We start from the raw sequence: 16,070 nt of genomic DNA, 5'->3' as shown, positions 1-16,070 counted from the left end.
TTCCCCGTCTAAGCCGTCGTGCGATTGGTGTCGCGATAGAGCGTGACGATGCCCTGGATATGCGCGCGGGTTGCCGCCTCAGCCACGACAACGTCGCGATTGCGGATGGCGCGCAGGATATAGGCATGGTCCCGCTGCGCGTCTTCCACGGTGTTGCCGACCCGCCAATACCGCGAGTTGATCACCAGCACCTTGTCATAAATGGCTGCGAGCTGCGCCTGGATCATGCTGTTGCCGCACAGGGCCACGATCGAGCGGTGGAACTGATTGGCATACTCGTTGAAGGCCTCGTAATCCGCATCCACGTCGAACTCGGTATAGCGTTCGAGCTGTGCCTGGATCTCGTCCAGGCTGGCATCGCTCGCCCTGTCGATGCACAGCCGCACCGCCATCTTCTCCAAGGCCTCGCGCAGCTGATAGAGCTCCTCCACCTCCGCCAGGGAGAACGCCTTCACCCTGAGCTGCCGTCCCACCTTCTCGATGAACCCTTCCTGGTGCAGCCGGAACAGGGCTTCCCGCACCGGCGTGCGGCTCGCCTCGAACTGCTCGCTCAGGGCGGCTTCCTGTAGCACCGTGCCGGGCAGCAGCCGCTGGGCGGAGATGTCGCGCCTGAGGCCGTCATAGACCCTGCGGCTCTGCAGCACGCGTCCGTCCTGCTGTTCACCAGCTGTCATGACAGACCTGTCTGCCCGAGGCCTATCAGGCCGCTTCGGGCCTCCGCGCCGTCTTGCGCCATGCGTAGCATGCAACCTCGTGCTCGGTATCCACCGACTCCATTCCCGGGTGGCTCGCGCCGCACCGGTCCTCGCGGATCGCGCAGCGCTTGTAGAACCGGCATCCGACCCGATCGTCCTCGGTGGGATTGAACGCCTCTTCCGCCAGCAGCTTGCCCCCGGTGAGCTTCGCCCCGCCTGCCGTCGACAGCAGCGCCCTTGTATAGGGGTGAACCGGCGCGCGGAACAGGGCCTCGGTGGGGCCCACCTCCACCAGCTTGCCGAAATACATGACCCCAATGCGCGTGCACAGATAGCGCGCCACATGCAGGTCATGGGTGATGAACAGCATGGTCATGCCATAGCTGGCCTGGATGTCCTTGAACAGGTTGAGGATCTGCGCCCGTACCGACACGTCGAGCTTCGAGACCGCCTCGTCCGCCACCAGGAACGAGGGCTCCATCGTCAGCGCCCGGCCGATGGCCACCCGCTGCAGCTGCCCGCCAGAGAGCTCATGGGGATAGCGGTCCCGGAACACCGGCGACAGGCCGACCCGGGTGAGGATCTCGTCCACCTTGTCAGAGATCCGCGCCGGCGGCACGATCTTGTGCAGCTTGAGCGGGGTGGCCAGCGCATCCGCCACCTTGTGCCGCGGATTGAGCGACGACAGCGGGTCCTGGAACACCGTCTGCAGCCGCCGCCGCACCGGCCGCAGCTGCCGCTCCGAAAGCTGTGCGATGTCGCGGCCTTCGAACCGGATCTCGCCGGAGGTAGGCGTAACCAGCCGCAGCAGCGCCTTGCCCAGCGTGGTCTTGCCGGAGCCGGACTCGCCCACCAGCCCAAAGATCTCGCCCTTGCGGATGGTGAGGCTGACATCGTCGACCGCAGTGAGGAAGGCCGGCTTGCGCGAGAGAATGGCATCGAGCCCGCGCCGTGTGCGGAACTGGACGACCAGATTGCGGATGTCGACCATCGTCTCGGGTTCAGACATCACGCGGCCTCCCGGTCATAGAGCAGGCACCGCACGCGCGCTTCGCCGTCAAGCGTGCGCATGGGCTGGCCGGCCTCGCACCCCACCCGCGCATAGGGGCAGCGCGGGCGAAACCGGCACCCCTCCGGCAGCGAGCGCCAGTTCGGCAACTCGCCCGGGATTTCCTGCAAGCGCTCCACGCGTCGCACCAGCTCGGTCGCCGTCCGCACCAGCCCCTGCGTATAGGGGTGCTTCGGCACCGTGAGGATCTCGTCGGTCGCGCCGATCTCGACGATCTGCCCCGCATACATCACCGCGATCCGGTCGCACAGGCTCGCCGCCACCGACATGTCGTGGGTGATGAAGATGAACGAGGCTTGCGTGTCCTGCTTCAGGCCGCGGAACAATTCGATGATCTGGTGCTCCACGATATTGTCCAGATTGGTGGTCGGCTCGTCCGCCACGATCAGTGACGGCCGCATCTGCAGCACCAGGGCGATGAGCGCGCGCTGCAACATTCCGCCACTGAGCTGATGGGGGTACTGCTTGAGGATCTGCCGCCCGTGCGGGATGCCGACCCGCTCCAGCACCGAAACCGCCTCGTCCCACCAGGCATCGTCCTGTCGTGCGTCGCCGGTGCCGTTCCCTATGGCCGCCCGGCGGCTCACCTGGCGGAAATGCCAGCCGATGGTCTTGACCGGATTGAACGACCCGACCGGGTCTTGGAAGATCATGGCCAGCTTGCGGCCGCGCAGGTCCCGGAACGCGCTGTCCGGCAGGCTGCCGATCTCTTCCCCCTCGAACAGCAGCCGGTCCGCATGAACCGCCGCATGACCCGGCAGCAGCCGCAGGATCGACATGCAGGTGACGGTCTTGCCCGACCCGGACTCCCCGATGATGCCGAGCACCTCGCCCCGCTTCACGTCGAGGTCAACGCCGTCGACCACCGGCACCACATGCTCGCCGGAATGAAAACTGGTCCTGAGGTTGCGCACTTGCAGAAGGCTCGTCACGTCACCCCATCCTCTTCCGCAGCCGCGGGTCCACCATGTCGCGCAGGCCATCGCCCAGCAGGTTGAGGCCGAGCAGGGCGAAGCACACTGCCAGGCCCGACATGGTGAGCACCCAGGGCGCACGGCGGAAATATTCCTGGCCATCGGCCATGATCACCCCCAAGGAGGGCGTGGGCGGCTGCACGCCGAGCCCCAAGAAGCTCAACCCCGCCTCGATGATGATGCCGAAGGCAACGCCGATGCTCGCCTGCACCATCAACGGCGCGGCGATGTTGGGCAAGACCTCGAACAGCAGCAGCCGCCAGGCCGGCTGCCCCATCACCCGCGCCGCCTGCACATAGGCTTCCTCACGCACCGTCATGGTGAGGTTATGGGCGAGCCGGGCGAAGATCGGTATATAGACGAGCGCGATCGCCAGGCTCACATTGATGACCCCGAAGCCGATCACCACCATCAGGAACAGGGCCAGCACGAAGGCCGGGAACGAGAACAGCAGGTCCATGACCCGCATGACCACCAGGTCATAGAGTCGGCCCGTATAGGCGGCGGTCATACCGATCGCTGTGCCGATCAACAGCGCCACGCCCACGCCGATGCCGCTGATCAGCAGCGAGACGCGCGCCCCGTGCAGCACGCGGGTGAACACGTCGCGGCCGAAGGAATCCGTGCCGAACAGGTGCTGCAAGCTCGGCGGCTTCAGCACCGTGGTGAAGGACATGGCCGTGGGCGAATAGGGCATGACCATCGGCACGACCAGGATGGCGATCAGCACCACCAGGCTGATGGCGGCACCGGCTATGGCCGTGGGGCTGGAGCGGAATTCACGCCACATCAGCGTGTCCTCTTCGGGTCGAGCATGGCGCAGACCACGTCGACCGCGAAGTTCACGCTTAAGACGATGGCGAGGAACACGACGGTGCAGGCCTGGACCACCAGGAAATCGCGCGCGAAGGCTGCATCCACCATCAGCGAGCCGATGCCGGGAACGCCGAACACCCGCTCCACCACGACCACCCCGCCAAGCAGATAGCGGATCTGCAAGCCCACGATGACGATGTAGGGGATGATCGAGTTGCGGAAGACATAGTGGCTGAAGACGAACGGCCGGGAGAAGCCGAAGGAGGTGGCGACCGTGACGTAGTCGCGGTTGGCGTTTTCGAGCAGCGCCGTGCGCAGGGTGCGCGCGAAGATCGCCGCCATGGGCGCGGCGATGGCGACTGCCGGCAACAGCCCGGTGTAGAAGGCCCCGCCGAGCGAATCGAGCGGGCTCATGAACCCGTAGGACGGAAACCACGCCAGGCTCAGCGCGAAGAAGAAGATGAGCACATAGCCCAGCCAGAAATCCGGCATGGACACACCGACCGCCGCAATGGAGGTGGCGATCGTGTCCGTGATCCGCCCGCGCCGGATGGCGCTGATCGAGCCCATGGCCAGCGAGATGATGAGGGCGAAGGCCACCGCATAGAGGCCGATGAAGATGGTGTTGGGCAGCCTTGCCCCGATCAGCTCGGCGATGGGCGCGCTGCCCGCAATGGTCAGCGAGCGGCCGAGGTCGCCGGTGACGAAGCCCTTCAGCCAGGTGATGAACTGTTCTGTGAGCGGCGCGTCCAGGTTATGCGCCTTGCGGAAGGCCTCCACCGCCTCGGGCGTCGCCGATTCACCCAGGGCCGCCAGCGCCGGATCGCCCGGCGCCGTCTTCATGACCACGAACACCACCAGCGCGCCGATCAGCATGGTGGCCAGCGCGCCGATGAGCCGGCCGAGAATGAAGCGAACCGTATTCATGCACCTGGACTGAGCGTCTTGAGCCTTGCAACTGCGCGAGCGGGGAAGGGGGCTTCGGCCGCCTTCCCCGAACAGGGCGCCGTCAGCAACTCGTCACTGCCGCAAACTGGCCGGCAAAGGCGGAGTAGGGCAGCTGCACGAAGCCTTCCACGCTGGGCTTCATCAGGTTGTGCACGTTGCTTTCGAAGCAGCACAGCACCGGCGCATCCTCGACGATCAGGTCTTCGGCCTGCTTGTAGATCTCGCCACGCTTGGCTTGGTCCATCTCACCGCGCGCCTCCTGCAGCAGCGCATCCACTTTCGGGTTGGAATAGCCCTGGAAATTGCGCCATCCGCTGGAATGGGCAATCTCGTAGGTGTACTCGTCCGGATCGATCAGCCCGAGCCAGCCCCAGATGCTCGCCTGAAAATCGCCGGCCTTGAGCCGGCTGTAAACGGTGTTGGCTTCCGATACCTCGACCCTGAGCTTGGTGCCGAGCGTCTCGTTCACCTGGGCCACGAACACTTCGGCGAAACGCTTCCACCAGCCCGCGCCCCAGGTCAGCACCACCGCTTCGGTGTCCGCCCCGTATTTCGATTTCGCGAGCTCCGCCTTGGCCTGCTCCGCGTTGAGCTGCAGCATGGGCCGCGGCGTGTCCGAATAGGCCCAGGAGAGCGCCGCCGGGATCAGCCCGTTTGCCGCCTTGCCCTCGCCGAACAGCACGATCTGCACCAGCGCCTCCCGGTCGAAGGCGAGCGAGCAGGCGCGGCGGAAGTGGATGTCGTCGAACGGCGCCTTCTTGTTGTTGAGGGCGATGAACCGGTTGTTGAGCCCCGGCGACTTCAGCACCTTCACCGCCGGATTTTCCAGGAGGTTCGGCACATCCGCGAAAGGCGCTGTGCTGGTGAGATCGATCGAGCCGCCGAGCAGGGCCGTAACACCGCTGGTCTCCTCGGGGATCAGCGGCATCTTCACCGCAGGGATGGTCGGCTGGCCCTTGACGAAATAGCCTTCGTGCGCGGCGACGTTGATCTCGACATTCGGCTCGTAGGATACGAACTTGTAGGCGCCCGTGCCGATGGGCTTCTGGGCGAAGGCCTCCGTGGCATCGGCTTTTTCCAGGATGTGCTTGGGCACGATCTGGCTGCCGGTGCGGGTATTGGTGAGGTAGCTGAGCAGGGGCGCGAAGGGTTCGCTGGTCTCGATCTCCACCGTGCGCGGGTCAACGACCCGGATTTCCCTCACCACCTCGAATTTGCCCTTGTGCGGCGAGCCGAGATCCGGGTTGCGCAGGCGCTCGATGGTGAATTTCACGTCCTCCGCTGTCATGGGCTGCCCGTCATGGAAGGTCACCCCATCGCGCAGCTTGAACCGCCACACCGTGGGCGAGACGCTCTCGAAGCTCTCCGCCAGATCGCCCGTGATGTTCATGTTCTCGTCGAACTTGAGCAGGGCGTTGAACAGGCCCCAGATCACGTAGAATTCGGGGATGAGGGAGGCCTTGGCCGGGTCGAGCACGTTCACCACGCTATAGCCGGTGATGCCGGCCCTCAATGTGGAGCAGGCGGCCTGAGCGCCAGTCGTGCCGCCGAGCGGCCCGGCGAAATAGGCGAGCGTTGCCGCGCCGGCCCCCTGCAGGAGACCGCGCCGGCTGAGCGGCAAAGCCGTTGGATCGACCATTGAAGACCCTCCCTCTTCCAAGTCAATGCGGGCGATAGCAGCCGAACGCGTCCCCACCCCATTTTTCGTCGGGCGACCAGTTCGGTATACAAACGAGCTTGAATGAGCTGCCGGCCTCCGTCAAGAAAATATTGGAGCTTGAGAGAAATATCCATATCTAGCGGAAATCCCTCAAAAAAATGAATTAGTCGCCTGGTGCTTGACATCCGCGCATCTTCGCCGGATGCTATTCGGTATACCGACTCTCCCGCAGCGGATCCGATATGCGCCAACCCCTGAGCAGTCTCGCCGGACGCCGGTTCGATGTCGCGGTCATCGGCCTGGGCGTGAACGGCGCCAGCGCCGCCCAGCATCTCGCCGCCGTCGGTTATGACGTGCTGGCGGTCGACAAGGGCGATTTCGCGTCCGGCTCCAGCAGCCGCTCCAGCCGCCTGCTCCATTGCGGACTGCGCTATCTCGCGCCGGGCGCATCCATGTGGGAATTCGTGCGCCATCCCGGCCGGTTCGCCGTCGCCTGCCGTATGGCGAAGCAGGCCATGGACTGCCGGGCGCAGTTCGTCGAGGCCACGCCCGAGCGGGTGCGGTCCCTGAAATTCTGCTTCCCCTTTTACGACGACAGCCCCTATGCCGCCTGGCAGATCGATGCGGCCTTCACACTGCTGCGCCTGCTCGGCGGGCAGGCGGTGCCGCTGGATTATCGCCGCCTTCATCCGGAGGAAGCCCGGCGCACGCCGCTGCTCGAAAACCTGCGCGCGCCGGAGCGGCTGCGCGGGGTGGCCATGTTCCGCGAATACCAGTTCGATTGGCCCGAGCGCGTCGTGGTCGACACCGTCCTCGATGCGGAACGCCTCGGCGCTGTTGTCCGCAACTACACGCCCGTGACCGCCCTGGAGCGGGCAGGGGATACGTGGCGCATCACCCTGACCGATGGCCTGGACAATGCGTCCTCGCCCGTGACCGTAACGGCTGCGGCGGTGCTCAACATGGCCGGCATCTGGATCGACCAGGTGAACGGCGCGGTTCACGGCAAGCAGCCCGGCCGCAAGATCACCGGCACCAAGGGCTCCCACATCGTGGTGCGTCTGCCGCCCGAATGCGCCGATTACGGCATTGCCACCCTGAACCGGCTGAACGAGCCCTTTTACTGCATCCCATGGCGGGGCCTGCATTACTTCGGCCCGACCGAGACCCTGTATGAAGGCGATCTCGACGACATTCATCCGACAGAGGAGGAGTTCGCCTTTTTGCTGGGCGAGGCCAATCATCTGCTCCCGTCCCTCAATCTCTCGCGAAACGACGTGCTGTTCGGCTGGTCGGGCGTCAGGCCGCTCACCTATAATCCCGAACAGCCCCTCGGTGTGCGCTCGCGCGAGCTGCACGATCTCGGCGCGGAGGGCTTGCCCAACATGTTCGCCATGACCGCCGGTCCGGTGATGACCCACCGCTCCGCCGGGGCCGAGGTCGTCAAGACGCTTCGGGCCATCATCACCCCAAAACGGCCCGCCCAAACGCCGTCCTATGCCAGCCCGCCCGCATCGGCCCTCGATCTCGATCGCGCGATCGCGCGCGAATATCCGGAATCGTTGGTCGACCTCTTGTTCCGCCGCTTGGGCGCTGGCTGGTCCGAGACCATGGGCACCGAGCAGGCCGAGGCCGCCGCCCGCGCGCTCGGGGCCGAGCGTGGCTGGTCGGAGGCGCGGATCCGCCAGGAACTCGCCGACTATCTCACGCAGATCCAGCACCGCTATCTGGCCGCGCCCGCGGTGGTCGGGCCCGAGCGGCAGAAGCGCGAGACAGCATGATGAATGAAATGGCACCGCCAACCGGCGCCCGCGCCGCCGACCCCCTGTTCCGGCCGCTCACCATCAAGCACCTCACCTTGCGCAACCGCTTCATGAGCACGAGCCATGCCTGCGGCCTCGAAGAGGGTGGCATGCCGGCCGAGCGGTATCAGCGCTATCACGAGGAAAAGGCGCGCGGCGGCCTGGCGCTCACCATGTTCGGCGGCTCCTCCAACGTCGCACCGGACTCGCCGAATATCTTCCGCCAGCTCAATGTCGGCACCGACACCATCATTCCCTATCTCCAGCAGTTCTCGGAGCGGATCCACGCCCAGGGCGCGGCGTTGATGTGCCAGATCACCCATCTCGGCCGCCGCGGCGATCCCTATGCCGGCGACTGGCTGCCCACCATCGGGCCATCGCCCATCCGCGAGACCCTCCACCGCAGCTTCCCCAAGGAAATGGACGAGCACGACATTGCCCGCGTGGTGCAGGCCTATGCGGCGGCCGCTCTCCGCTGCAAGGAGGGCGGCCTCGACGGCATCGAGACCCTGGCCGGCGGCCATCTCATCGGCCAGTTCCTGTCGCCGGTCACCAACAAGCGCACCGACCGGTTCGGCGGCTCGCTGGAGAACCGCTGCCGCTTCGGGCTCATGGTCCATCATGCGATCCGCAAGGCGGTGGGCGACGATTTCCTCCTCGGCATGCGCTTCGTGGTGGACGAGGGTCCGGGCGGCGGCCTCTCGCTGGAAGAATGCGTCGCGGCCGCCCGTATCTTCGAGGCGGAAGGAGCGGTGGATTTTTTCAATGGCATCTACGGCCGCATGGATACGGAACGCGGGCTGGCGCGCGACAACATGCCGGGTATGGACTCAATCCTGGCGCCATGGGTCAAGCAGGTCGGCGCCTTCAAGCAGGCGGTCGGCGTTCCCGTGTTCCACGCGGCCCGCATTGCTGACGTTGCTTCTGCCCGTTATGCCATTGCCGAAGGCCTGCTCGACATGGTGGGCATGACCCGGGCGCAGATCGCCGATCCCCATCTGGTCGCCAAGCTTGCCGAGGGCCGCGACAACGAGATCCGCCCCTGTGTCGGCGCGACTCACTGCATGTCCGGCTATCGCCCCTCTTGCGTCCATAACCCGGCGACTGGCCGCGAGCTGAAGCTGCCCCATATCGTGCCCAAGGCCTCCAGCCCGCGGCGCAAGGTCGTGGTGGTCGGCGGCGGACCAGCCGGGCTGGAGGCGGCCCGCGTTGTCGCCGAGCGCGGGCATGAGGTCGTGCTGCATGAAGCATCCAATGCCTTGGGTGGCCAGATCCGCATCGGCGCGCAGGGATCCTGGCGGCGGGACCTTATCGGCATTGTCGACTGGCGCGCCTCAGAGCTCGACCGGCTCGGCGTCCCGGTGCATCTCAACAGCTATGTGGAACCCGACGACGTGCTGGCCGAGGCGCCGGATGTGGTCGTCATCGCCACCGGCGGCGTGCCCGATCTCGGTTGGCTGGACGGCGCGGAGCATTGCACCAGCGCCTGGGACGTGCTGACCGGCCAGGCGCCGGTGCGTGACGAGGTGGTGATCTTCGACGGCACCGGCCGCCATACCGCACCGCAAGTGGCTGAGCGCGCAGCTCGGGAGGCCAAGTCCGTCGCCTTCTTCTCGATCGATGGCTCCTTCGGCGCCGAGCTCACCTATGCCGAGCGGGTGGCCTGGAAGCAGCGGATCTACAATCTCGGCATTCCCACCACCTTCGATCACCGCTTGGCCAAGATCAAGCCCGCCGGCAACCGTCTCGTCGCCACCTTCGTGAATGAGGTAACACTCGCACCCCAGGAGGTGATCGCGGATCAGGTCATCGTCGAGCACGGCACCGTCCCGATGGACGAGCTCTACCAAGCCCTACGCGCCAAATCCGCCAATGACGGCGTTACGGACATGGATGCACTGTTGGCCGGCGCGCCGCAGCCATGGGTGCTCAAGCCGGAAGCGCCCTTCGAGCTGCATCGCATCGGCGATGCCGTGGCCAGCCGTAACATCCACGCGGCCGTCCTGGACGCGCTGCGCCTTTGCGTCGTGATTTAATTCGGCCGCTGCCCTGCATCTTCATCATCGTCTTTCCCGAACACTTTCGGTCGTTTCCGTAAACCCCCACAAGGGCTTGACCACCGATACATCACCACCCGTGGGCCAGCCAATCAACGGCTTGCCCTGCCGGCTGATCACAGGCCGGCAGCGCAATAGCCGCCGTCCACTCTGATGGTTTCGCCGGTCACGTAGCTGCTGCTGTCGGAGGCTAGAAACACCGCGGCACCGACGAGGTCTTCGGTTTTGCCGAAGCGGCCCATCGGCGTCCGGCGCAATGCATTCTCCTTCCGCTCTGCGCCCATCTTGTCCCTGTTCAGCACCGTCATGACGAAGCCGGGCGCGATCGCATTGACCCGTACGCCGCGCCCCGCCCATTCGGCAGCCAGCGCCTGTGTCATGCCCAGGACGCCCCACTTGCTCATGGTATAGAGCGCGGTGTTCTGGAAACCCAGGAACGAGGCGATCGAAGCGATGGTGATGATGGAGCCCTGGCCGCGCGAGAGCATGCCACGGCCCACCTCCGTCGAGGCGAAGAACACGCTCCTCAGATTGACGTCCATGATACGGCAGTAGTCCCCCGGCGCGAAGTCCTCCGCCGGCTTGAGTGTCGTCGTGCCCTGCGAATTGACCAGAATGTCGATGCGGCCGTGTTCCGTCGTGACGGCATCGACCATGCGCCGGAGCTCTGCGAGATCCGCCACATCGACCGCGTGGCCTGCCGACCCCGTATCGGTTTCTCTCAGCGCGTCGACGACTGCGTCGACCTTGGCCTTGGTCTTGCCCACGGCAACGACGCGGGCGCCACTTTCGCGAAAGCCCAGGGCGATTTCACGCCCGATGCCGCTCGAGCCGCCGATCACCAGGGCGACCTTGCCGGTCAGCGAGAAACGCTCCAGGGCTCCCGTCATGTCCCGCCTTCTTTCTGCATGTTCCGCAGCCGCATGATGTGGCTTTCGATCTCGCGATCGATCGCATCGACCTCACCGCTGGCCAAGGTATCGCGCAGGGCACGGTGCTGTCGGGCCAGATTGGTTCCGTCGCGTTCATGCAGAACCTCGCGGCCGAAGATGATCAGCACGTGCCGCGCGATGGTCTCCCACAGCTTGGCGACGATGTCGTTTCCGGACGCCGCGCAGATTTCGCGGTGAAACGCGAGGTCCGCCCGGCTCGCCGCGATCCAATCGCCGGCCGCTGCCGCCCGCGAGAGGTCGTCGATGATCGCATCGAGCCGCGACAGGCGCTGGGGCTCCGCCGCATAGACTTGCGCCGCTTCCCGGCCGGCCAGCCGCTCGAGGGCGACGCGAACGGCGCAGATCCTGTCGATGCGTGCCTCGTCGAACTCCACCACGAACGTGCCGCGGTGGGGGGACGTGTCCACGATGCCCTGGGCGGCCAGCATCTTCACCGCCTCGCGGATGGGAATGCGGCTCACGCCGAGGCCTCTGGCAAGCTCCGTCTCGATCAGCCGCTGGCCGGGCCGGATGTGGCCCTGCGCGATCGCGTTGGTGATGGCGTCCGCAACCTGGTCCGCAAGGCTCCGCGCCCGCAGGAAGGGCACGGTGAGATCTCTCTCGGCGCCATCCTCCGTGCTGAGTTTTGCTAGGCCGGCCGCGGCGAGTTCCGGTGTCATAGACTGTCCTTGAAGCGGTTTTGTTTTTATGTATACATTTAGCTTGTATGCGCCACAAGAAGAACTGCGCGCAATAGGGGCGGCCCGGCCGCCCAGACCTAGGGAGACGGCATATGGCCATGACGCGGTGGATGAAGGGGCTCGGGGCGCTGATGGTGATTGCGGGTTTGGCAGGCAGCCCCGCATGGGCTGACCCGACCGATGTGCCCGCCCCGGGGCAGAGCAAGAAGATCGACGCGATCAAGGAACGGGGTACCTTGCGGGTCGCCGCCATCGGCGAATTCCCCTGGCTTCCCGAGAATACCACCGGCTCCGGTGAGCAGTATTCGGGGCCGGCTTGGCTTCTCGCCAAGGAATATGCGAAGCGCCTGGGCGTCGAGCTCCAGGTGGTTCCCGTGAGCCACGAGACCAAGGTGCCGATCCTCGCCACCGGCGAGGCGGATATCAGCATCGCACCCCTCGCCGTCACCCCGGCGCGCGAGAAGGTGGTGGACTTCATCGTCTATTCGCGGTCGAGCCTGTGCTTCGTCGGCCTCGCCGACAACCCCAAGATCAAGGATGCCAAGACTGTGGACGACCTCGACAAGAAGGGTCTCGTCTATGCCTTCTTCACCGGAACGCCGCCGGAGACATGGGCGCCGACCCGGTTCGAGAATGTTGAATTCCGGGCTGTCGCCGGCTCCGGCGCGAATGCGCCCATCGAGGAGATTCTCTCCAAGCGCGCCGATTTCACCTCGGTCGATAATGTGGCCTGGCCCAAGCTGAACGCCTCGGTGAAGGGCCTGATGGTGGTGCCGTTGGGCGACGACTGCCTGAAGAGCAACGAAATGGCGACCGGCGTTGGATTGGCCGTCGGCAAGAGCGATCCCAAGTTCCGTGACTGGCTGCAGGCCGTCCATGACAGCATCAAGGACCAGGTGGAAGCCGAGGAGATCAAGCTGCTGAAGGCGGGCAGCTGAGGCTTGCTGGTGGTGTGGTGCGGCGCAGGGGTTGCGCCGTGCCGCCTCGCGCCGGGGTGAGATGATGGACTTCGATATCTCGCCGATCACGAACAGCTGGCAGTTCCTTGCGCGCGCCCTCGGCGTCACGATCCTGCTCAGCGTCTCGTCGATTCTCCTTGGGCTGGTGATCGGCCTGGCGGTCGGAGCCGCGCGCACCTACGGCGGCCGGGTCGTCGACAGCGCGCTCGGGCTTTACGTGGATTCAATGCGTGCGATCCCGGTCCTGGCGGTCCTGGTCTGGGTCTATTTTGCCTTTCCGCTGCTGATCGGCCATTCCCTCAACGCGCTGCTCGCGGGCATCCTGGGACTCGGGCTGCATCTCGGCGCCTATGTTTCCGAAGTGATCCGCGCCGGCCTCGGGTCCGTCCGCCCGGGGCAGATGCGCGCCGCCCTGGCGCTCGGCATGTCACCCTGGCAGGCAATCCGCGAGATCATCCTGCCCCAGGCGGTCATCCGTATGCTGCCGGCCTTCGGGTCGCTTTTTGTCATCGCCATCAAGGACAGCGCCATCGCCTCGGTGATCGCCGTTCCCGAGCTCCTGCGGCAATCTCAGATCGTGGCAGGCCAGACGTTCCGGCCGATCGAGATCTACACCGCGGCCATGCTGGTCTATTTCCTGCTCTGCTATCCCGTGGCACGCGGGGTGGACGCGATCTATCGCCGGCTCGCGCCGCTGGGGGCCTCATGACCCTCGACTGGTCCGTGGTCTGGGACTATCGCTGGCAATTCCTCCAAGGCGCGGCGATGACGGTCACCCTGACCGTGCTGACCATGCTGCTGGCCATCCCCGGCGGCCTGCTGCTGGCCTTCATGCGCATGAGTCCTTACCGACTGATCAGCATGCCGGCCACCGCCATCGTGGAGTTCTTCCGCGCCACGCCCCTGATCCTCCAGATCTACTGGACGTTCTACGTCCTCCCCGTGGCGCTCGACATCCGCATGTCCGCCTTCACCACCGCCCTGGTCGGCCTGACCCTCAATATCTCGTCCTTCAATTCTGAGACGTTCCGGGCCGGCATCCAGTCCATCCGCAAAGGGCAGTGGAACGCCGCCTATGCGCTGGGCATGACCAAGTCCCAGGTCGCGCGGAAGATCATCCTGCCGCAGGCCACCATGCGGGTGCTGCCCGCGCTCGCCAGCACCTGGGTATCCCTGTTCAAGGACACGTCCCTCGTGTCCGTCATCGCGGTCGCCGATCTCTCTTATGTCTCGCTGCAGATCCGCGCTCAGACCTACCGCATTCTCGAAGTGCTCACCGCCATGGCCGGCCTGTACTGGCTGATGGGCTATCCTCAAGCCAAGCTGGTCGACTGGATCTATCGCCGCTTCAAGGTTCACGAATGACCGACGGCACCTGCCCATCATCACCTTCCCTGCGCCTGAACGCCGACCGGCCGCCGATCCTGCGCTTCGAGCACCTGCACAAGTCGTATGGGACCGTCGAAGTGCTGCGCGACATCAGCTTCCAGGTTCATCTCGGCGAGGTCGTGTGCCTCATCGGCCCATCGGGCTCGGGGAAGTCCACACTCCTGCGCTGCGCCAACGGGCTCGAGACGGTGAACGCCGGCACCATACTGTTCGAAGGGCAGCCGGTTGACGCGCGAAGCGCCGCCGTCCGCCACGTGCGCCGGCACATGGGTATGGTCTTCCAGAATTTCGAGCTATTTCCTCATCTGACAGTGCTCCGCAATGTCTCCGTGGGCCCGGTCACCGTGCTTCGCATCAGCCGGGAAGAGGCCGAAGCCCGGGCCCTGTCGCTTCTCACCAAGGTGGGGCTCGGTGAGCATGCTCATAAGCATCCGGCTGAGTTGTCGGGCGGTCAGCAGCAGCGGGTGGCGATTGCCCGCGCCCTGGCCATGGAGCCGAAGCTGATGCTGTTCGACGAGCCGACCTCGGCGCTCGATCCCGAAACCATTGGCGAGGTGCTCAGCGTGATGAAGCGCCTTGCCGATGAGGGCATGACCATGGTGGTGGTCACGCACGAAATGGATTTCGCCAAGCGCGTCGCCGACTGGGTGGTGGTGTTCGACCGCGGCGGCATTGTCGAGCAGGGGCCGCCGAAGCAGATCTTCGAGGCCGCCCAGGTGCCCCGCACCCGCGAATTCCTCTCGCATCTCGGCTGGCATGGCGAGAGCCTGGACCAGGCCATTCCTCTAACCGCAGCGGATGAGACCACGAAATGAAGGACCTGACGATCGATCGGGCCGATGTCTACACGGTGGGACCCGACACCGAGCGCTACACCTGGGCTCACGACATGTCGGAACAGTTCATGCCCAACGCGATTCTGCGGCTGAGGACGCGTGGCGGCCTGGAGGGTGTGGCGGGCGCGGTCATGATCACCTCGCACCAGTTCGACCTCTCCGTGGCGGAGACCTTGAAGTACCTGCTCCCGGAGGTGATCGGTCGCTCGCCCCTTGAGCGGGAGGCACTGTGGCATCAGCTCAAGACCCTTAACACGCCCCAGGTGCCGCAGGCGCTCTCGCTGATCGATATCGCGCTTTGGGACCTCGCGGCGAAGCACGCCGGGCTGCCGCTCTATCAGTTTCTGGGCGGGGCGCGGCACAAGGTCCGGTCCTATGCCAGCACACCCTTGCTGGAGAGCCGGGAGCACTATGTGGAGTTCGTCGGGACGCTCAAGGAGGAGGGATTCCGGGCGGTCAAATATCACTGCTGGTGCGATCCGGAGCGTGACATTCCCATGGTTGCCGCCGTGCACGAGGCCTATGGCGGGCAGATGGACTTCATGCTCGATGTGGAGCAACGCTACACGCGCGCCCAGGCCTTCCGCGCCGTTCGCCAGCTCGCACCCTATGATCTCACCTGGTTCGAGGCGCCCTTGCCGGATGTGGATCTCGACGGCTATCGCCAGTTGCGCGAGAAAAGCACGATCCCGATCATACCGGCCGGCAACAGCATTCTGGATCTGAGCGTGATGGCTGAAGCGATCAAGCTGGGCTGCTGGAGCGCGCTGCGGGTGGATGCAACCATTGCCGGCGGCATCACGCCCACCCGCAAGATCATGAGCCTGGCGGAAGCCAATGGCATGACCTGCGAGCTGCAGTGCTGGGGCTATACCCTCACCCAGGCGGCCAATCTGCATCTGATGCTGGCCTACCGGAACTGTGATTTCTTCGAGCAGCCCACCCCTTACCCCGCCTTCGAATACGGCGCGCTCGACGTCATCCGCACCGACAAGGAGGGCTTCGTCCACGCGCCGGCAGGTCCAGGCCTCGGCATCGGCATCGACTGGCCGGCGATCGAGAAGGCGACCCTGATGACCTATGCGGTGGGGTCGCGCTGAACCGGCCTGTGATTTTCCGCCGAGGCCGACCGGCGGCGGGTTTCGGTTGAGACCTCGATCGCGCCGCCGGAAGCACCTTCGGAATTGGAAAGCGGCATCCGATCGGCCGCCGCTTTCCCTTGTACCTTGACC

15 protein-coding genes are annotated in these 16,070 nt (G+C 65.4%); 7 read left to right on the top strand and 8 right to left on the bottom strand.

Features of this window, described 5'->3' with window-relative positions:
• Window positions 1-8: 8 nt before the first annotated feature.
• The 6 genes from E4P09_RS01135 to E4P09_RS01110 all read right to left on the bottom strand — a co-directional run bounded on the left by E4P09_RS01135 (window position 9) and on the right by E4P09_RS01110 (window position 6,141).
• Window positions 9-674 carry a GntR family transcriptional regulator gene (locus E4P09_RS01135; protein ID WP_137387758.1) on the bottom strand — a complete coding sequence of 222 codons (666 nt, stop codon included), beginning with the start codon at window positions 672-674 and terminating at the stop codon, window positions 9-11.
• A 25-nt stretch (window positions 675-699) separates the two neighbouring features.
• A complete protein-coding gene (locus tag E4P09_RS01130) occupies window positions 700-1,704 on the bottom strand; it encodes an ABC transporter ATP-binding protein (RefSeq protein WP_137387757.1) in 1,005 nt (334 codons plus the stop codon).
• Entirely contained in the window at window positions 1,704-2,696 is a 993-nt protein-coding gene (locus E4P09_RS01125) for an ABC transporter ATP-binding protein (RefSeq protein ID WP_170984164.1), read from the bottom strand. The genes E4P09_RS01130 and E4P09_RS01125 overlap by 1 nt, the downstream gene beginning before the upstream one ends.
• Before the next feature lies 1 nt (window position 2,697).
• Complete coding sequence (locus E4P09_RS01120) at window positions 2,698-3,528, bottom strand: ABC transporter permease (RefSeq protein WP_137387755.1); 831 nt, start codon at window positions 3,526-3,528, stop codon at window positions 2,698-2,700.
• A complete protein-coding gene (locus tag E4P09_RS01115; protein ID WP_137387754.1) occupies window positions 3,528-4,481 on the bottom strand; it encodes an ABC transporter permease in 954 nt (317 codons plus the stop codon). Before E4P09_RS01115 ends, E4P09_RS01120 begins: the two co-directional genes overlap by 1 nt.
• Before the next feature lie 82 nt (window positions 4,482-4,563).
• The gene (locus tag E4P09_RS01110) at window positions 4,564-6,141 is read right to left on the bottom strand and encodes an ABC transporter substrate-binding protein (protein ID WP_137387753.1); all 1,578 of its coding nucleotides are present in this window, start codon (window positions 6,139-6,141) and stop codon (window positions 4,564-4,566) included.
• A gap of 263 nt (window positions 6,142-6,404) precedes the next feature.
• Here E4P09_RS01110 and E4P09_RS01105 point away from each other — a divergent pair, with 263 nt between their 5' ends.
• Complete coding sequence (locus E4P09_RS01105; protein WP_137387752.1) at window positions 6,405-7,943, top strand: FAD-dependent oxidoreductase; 1,539 nt, start codon at window positions 6,405-6,407, stop codon at window positions 7,941-7,943.
• A complete protein-coding gene (locus E4P09_RS01100) occupies window positions 7,943-10,000 on the top strand; it encodes an oxidoreductase (protein WP_428977693.1) in 2,058 nt (685 codons plus the stop codon). The genes E4P09_RS01105 and E4P09_RS01100 overlap by 1 nt, the downstream gene beginning before the upstream one ends.
• A 137-nt stretch (window positions 10,001-10,137) precedes the next feature.
• Here the strand turns inward: E4P09_RS01100 and E4P09_RS01095 are convergent, their stop codons facing one another.
• Both E4P09_RS01095 and E4P09_RS01090 read right to left on the bottom strand, forming a co-directional pair.
• A complete protein-coding gene (locus E4P09_RS01095; protein ID WP_137387751.1) occupies window positions 10,138-10,911 on the bottom strand; it encodes an SDR family NAD(P)-dependent oxidoreductase in 774 nt (257 codons plus the stop codon).
• On the bottom strand, window positions 10,908-11,633 hold the full coding sequence (locus tag E4P09_RS01090) for a GntR family transcriptional regulator (protein WP_170984163.1): 726 nt from the start codon (window positions 11,631-11,633) through the stop codon (window positions 10,908-10,910). The genes E4P09_RS01095 and E4P09_RS01090 overlap by 4 nt, the downstream gene beginning before the upstream one ends.
• A 113-nt stretch (window positions 11,634-11,746) precedes the next feature.
• Between E4P09_RS01090 and E4P09_RS01085 the strand changes: the two genes are divergently transcribed.
• From E4P09_RS01085 to E4P09_RS01065, 5 genes are all read left to right on the top strand, one after another.
• On the top strand, window positions 11,747-12,592 hold the full coding sequence (locus E4P09_RS01085; protein WP_205041985.1) for a substrate-binding periplasmic protein: 846 nt from the start codon (window positions 11,747-11,749) through the stop codon (window positions 12,590-12,592).
• A 61-nt stretch (window positions 12,593-12,653) separates the two neighbouring features.
• Window positions 12,654-13,322 carry an amino acid ABC transporter permease gene (locus E4P09_RS01080; RefSeq protein WP_205041984.1) on the top strand — a complete coding sequence of 223 codons (669 nt, stop codon included), beginning with the start codon at window positions 12,654-12,656 and terminating at the stop codon, window positions 13,320-13,322.
• Complete coding sequence (locus E4P09_RS01075; RefSeq protein ID WP_137387748.1) at window positions 13,319-13,978, top strand: amino acid ABC transporter permease; 660 nt, start codon at window positions 13,319-13,321, stop codon at window positions 13,976-13,978. Before E4P09_RS01080 ends, E4P09_RS01075 begins: the two co-directional genes overlap by 4 nt.
• Entirely contained in the window at window positions 13,975-14,817 is an 843-nt protein-coding gene (locus E4P09_RS01070) for an amino acid ABC transporter ATP-binding protein (protein WP_137387747.1), read from the top strand. Before E4P09_RS01075 ends, E4P09_RS01070 begins: the two co-directional genes overlap by 4 nt.
• Window positions 14,814-15,938, top strand: coding sequence for a mandelate racemase/muconate lactonizing enzyme family protein (locus tag E4P09_RS01065; protein ID WP_137387746.1), 1,125 nt, complete (start codon window positions 14,814-14,816; stop codon window positions 15,936-15,938). The genes E4P09_RS01070 and E4P09_RS01065 overlap by 4 nt, the downstream gene beginning before the upstream one ends.
• Window positions 15,939-16,070 lie beyond the last annotated feature (132 nt).

The organism is Rhodoligotrophos defluvii, from assembly GCF_005281615.1.
Classification (GTDB): domain Bacteria; phylum Pseudomonadota; class Alphaproteobacteria; order Rhizobiales; family Im1; genus Rhodoligotrophos; species Rhodoligotrophos defluvii.
Note: the sequence above shows the minus strand (reverse complement) of the source record. Positions and strands in the feature narration are given on the sequence as shown.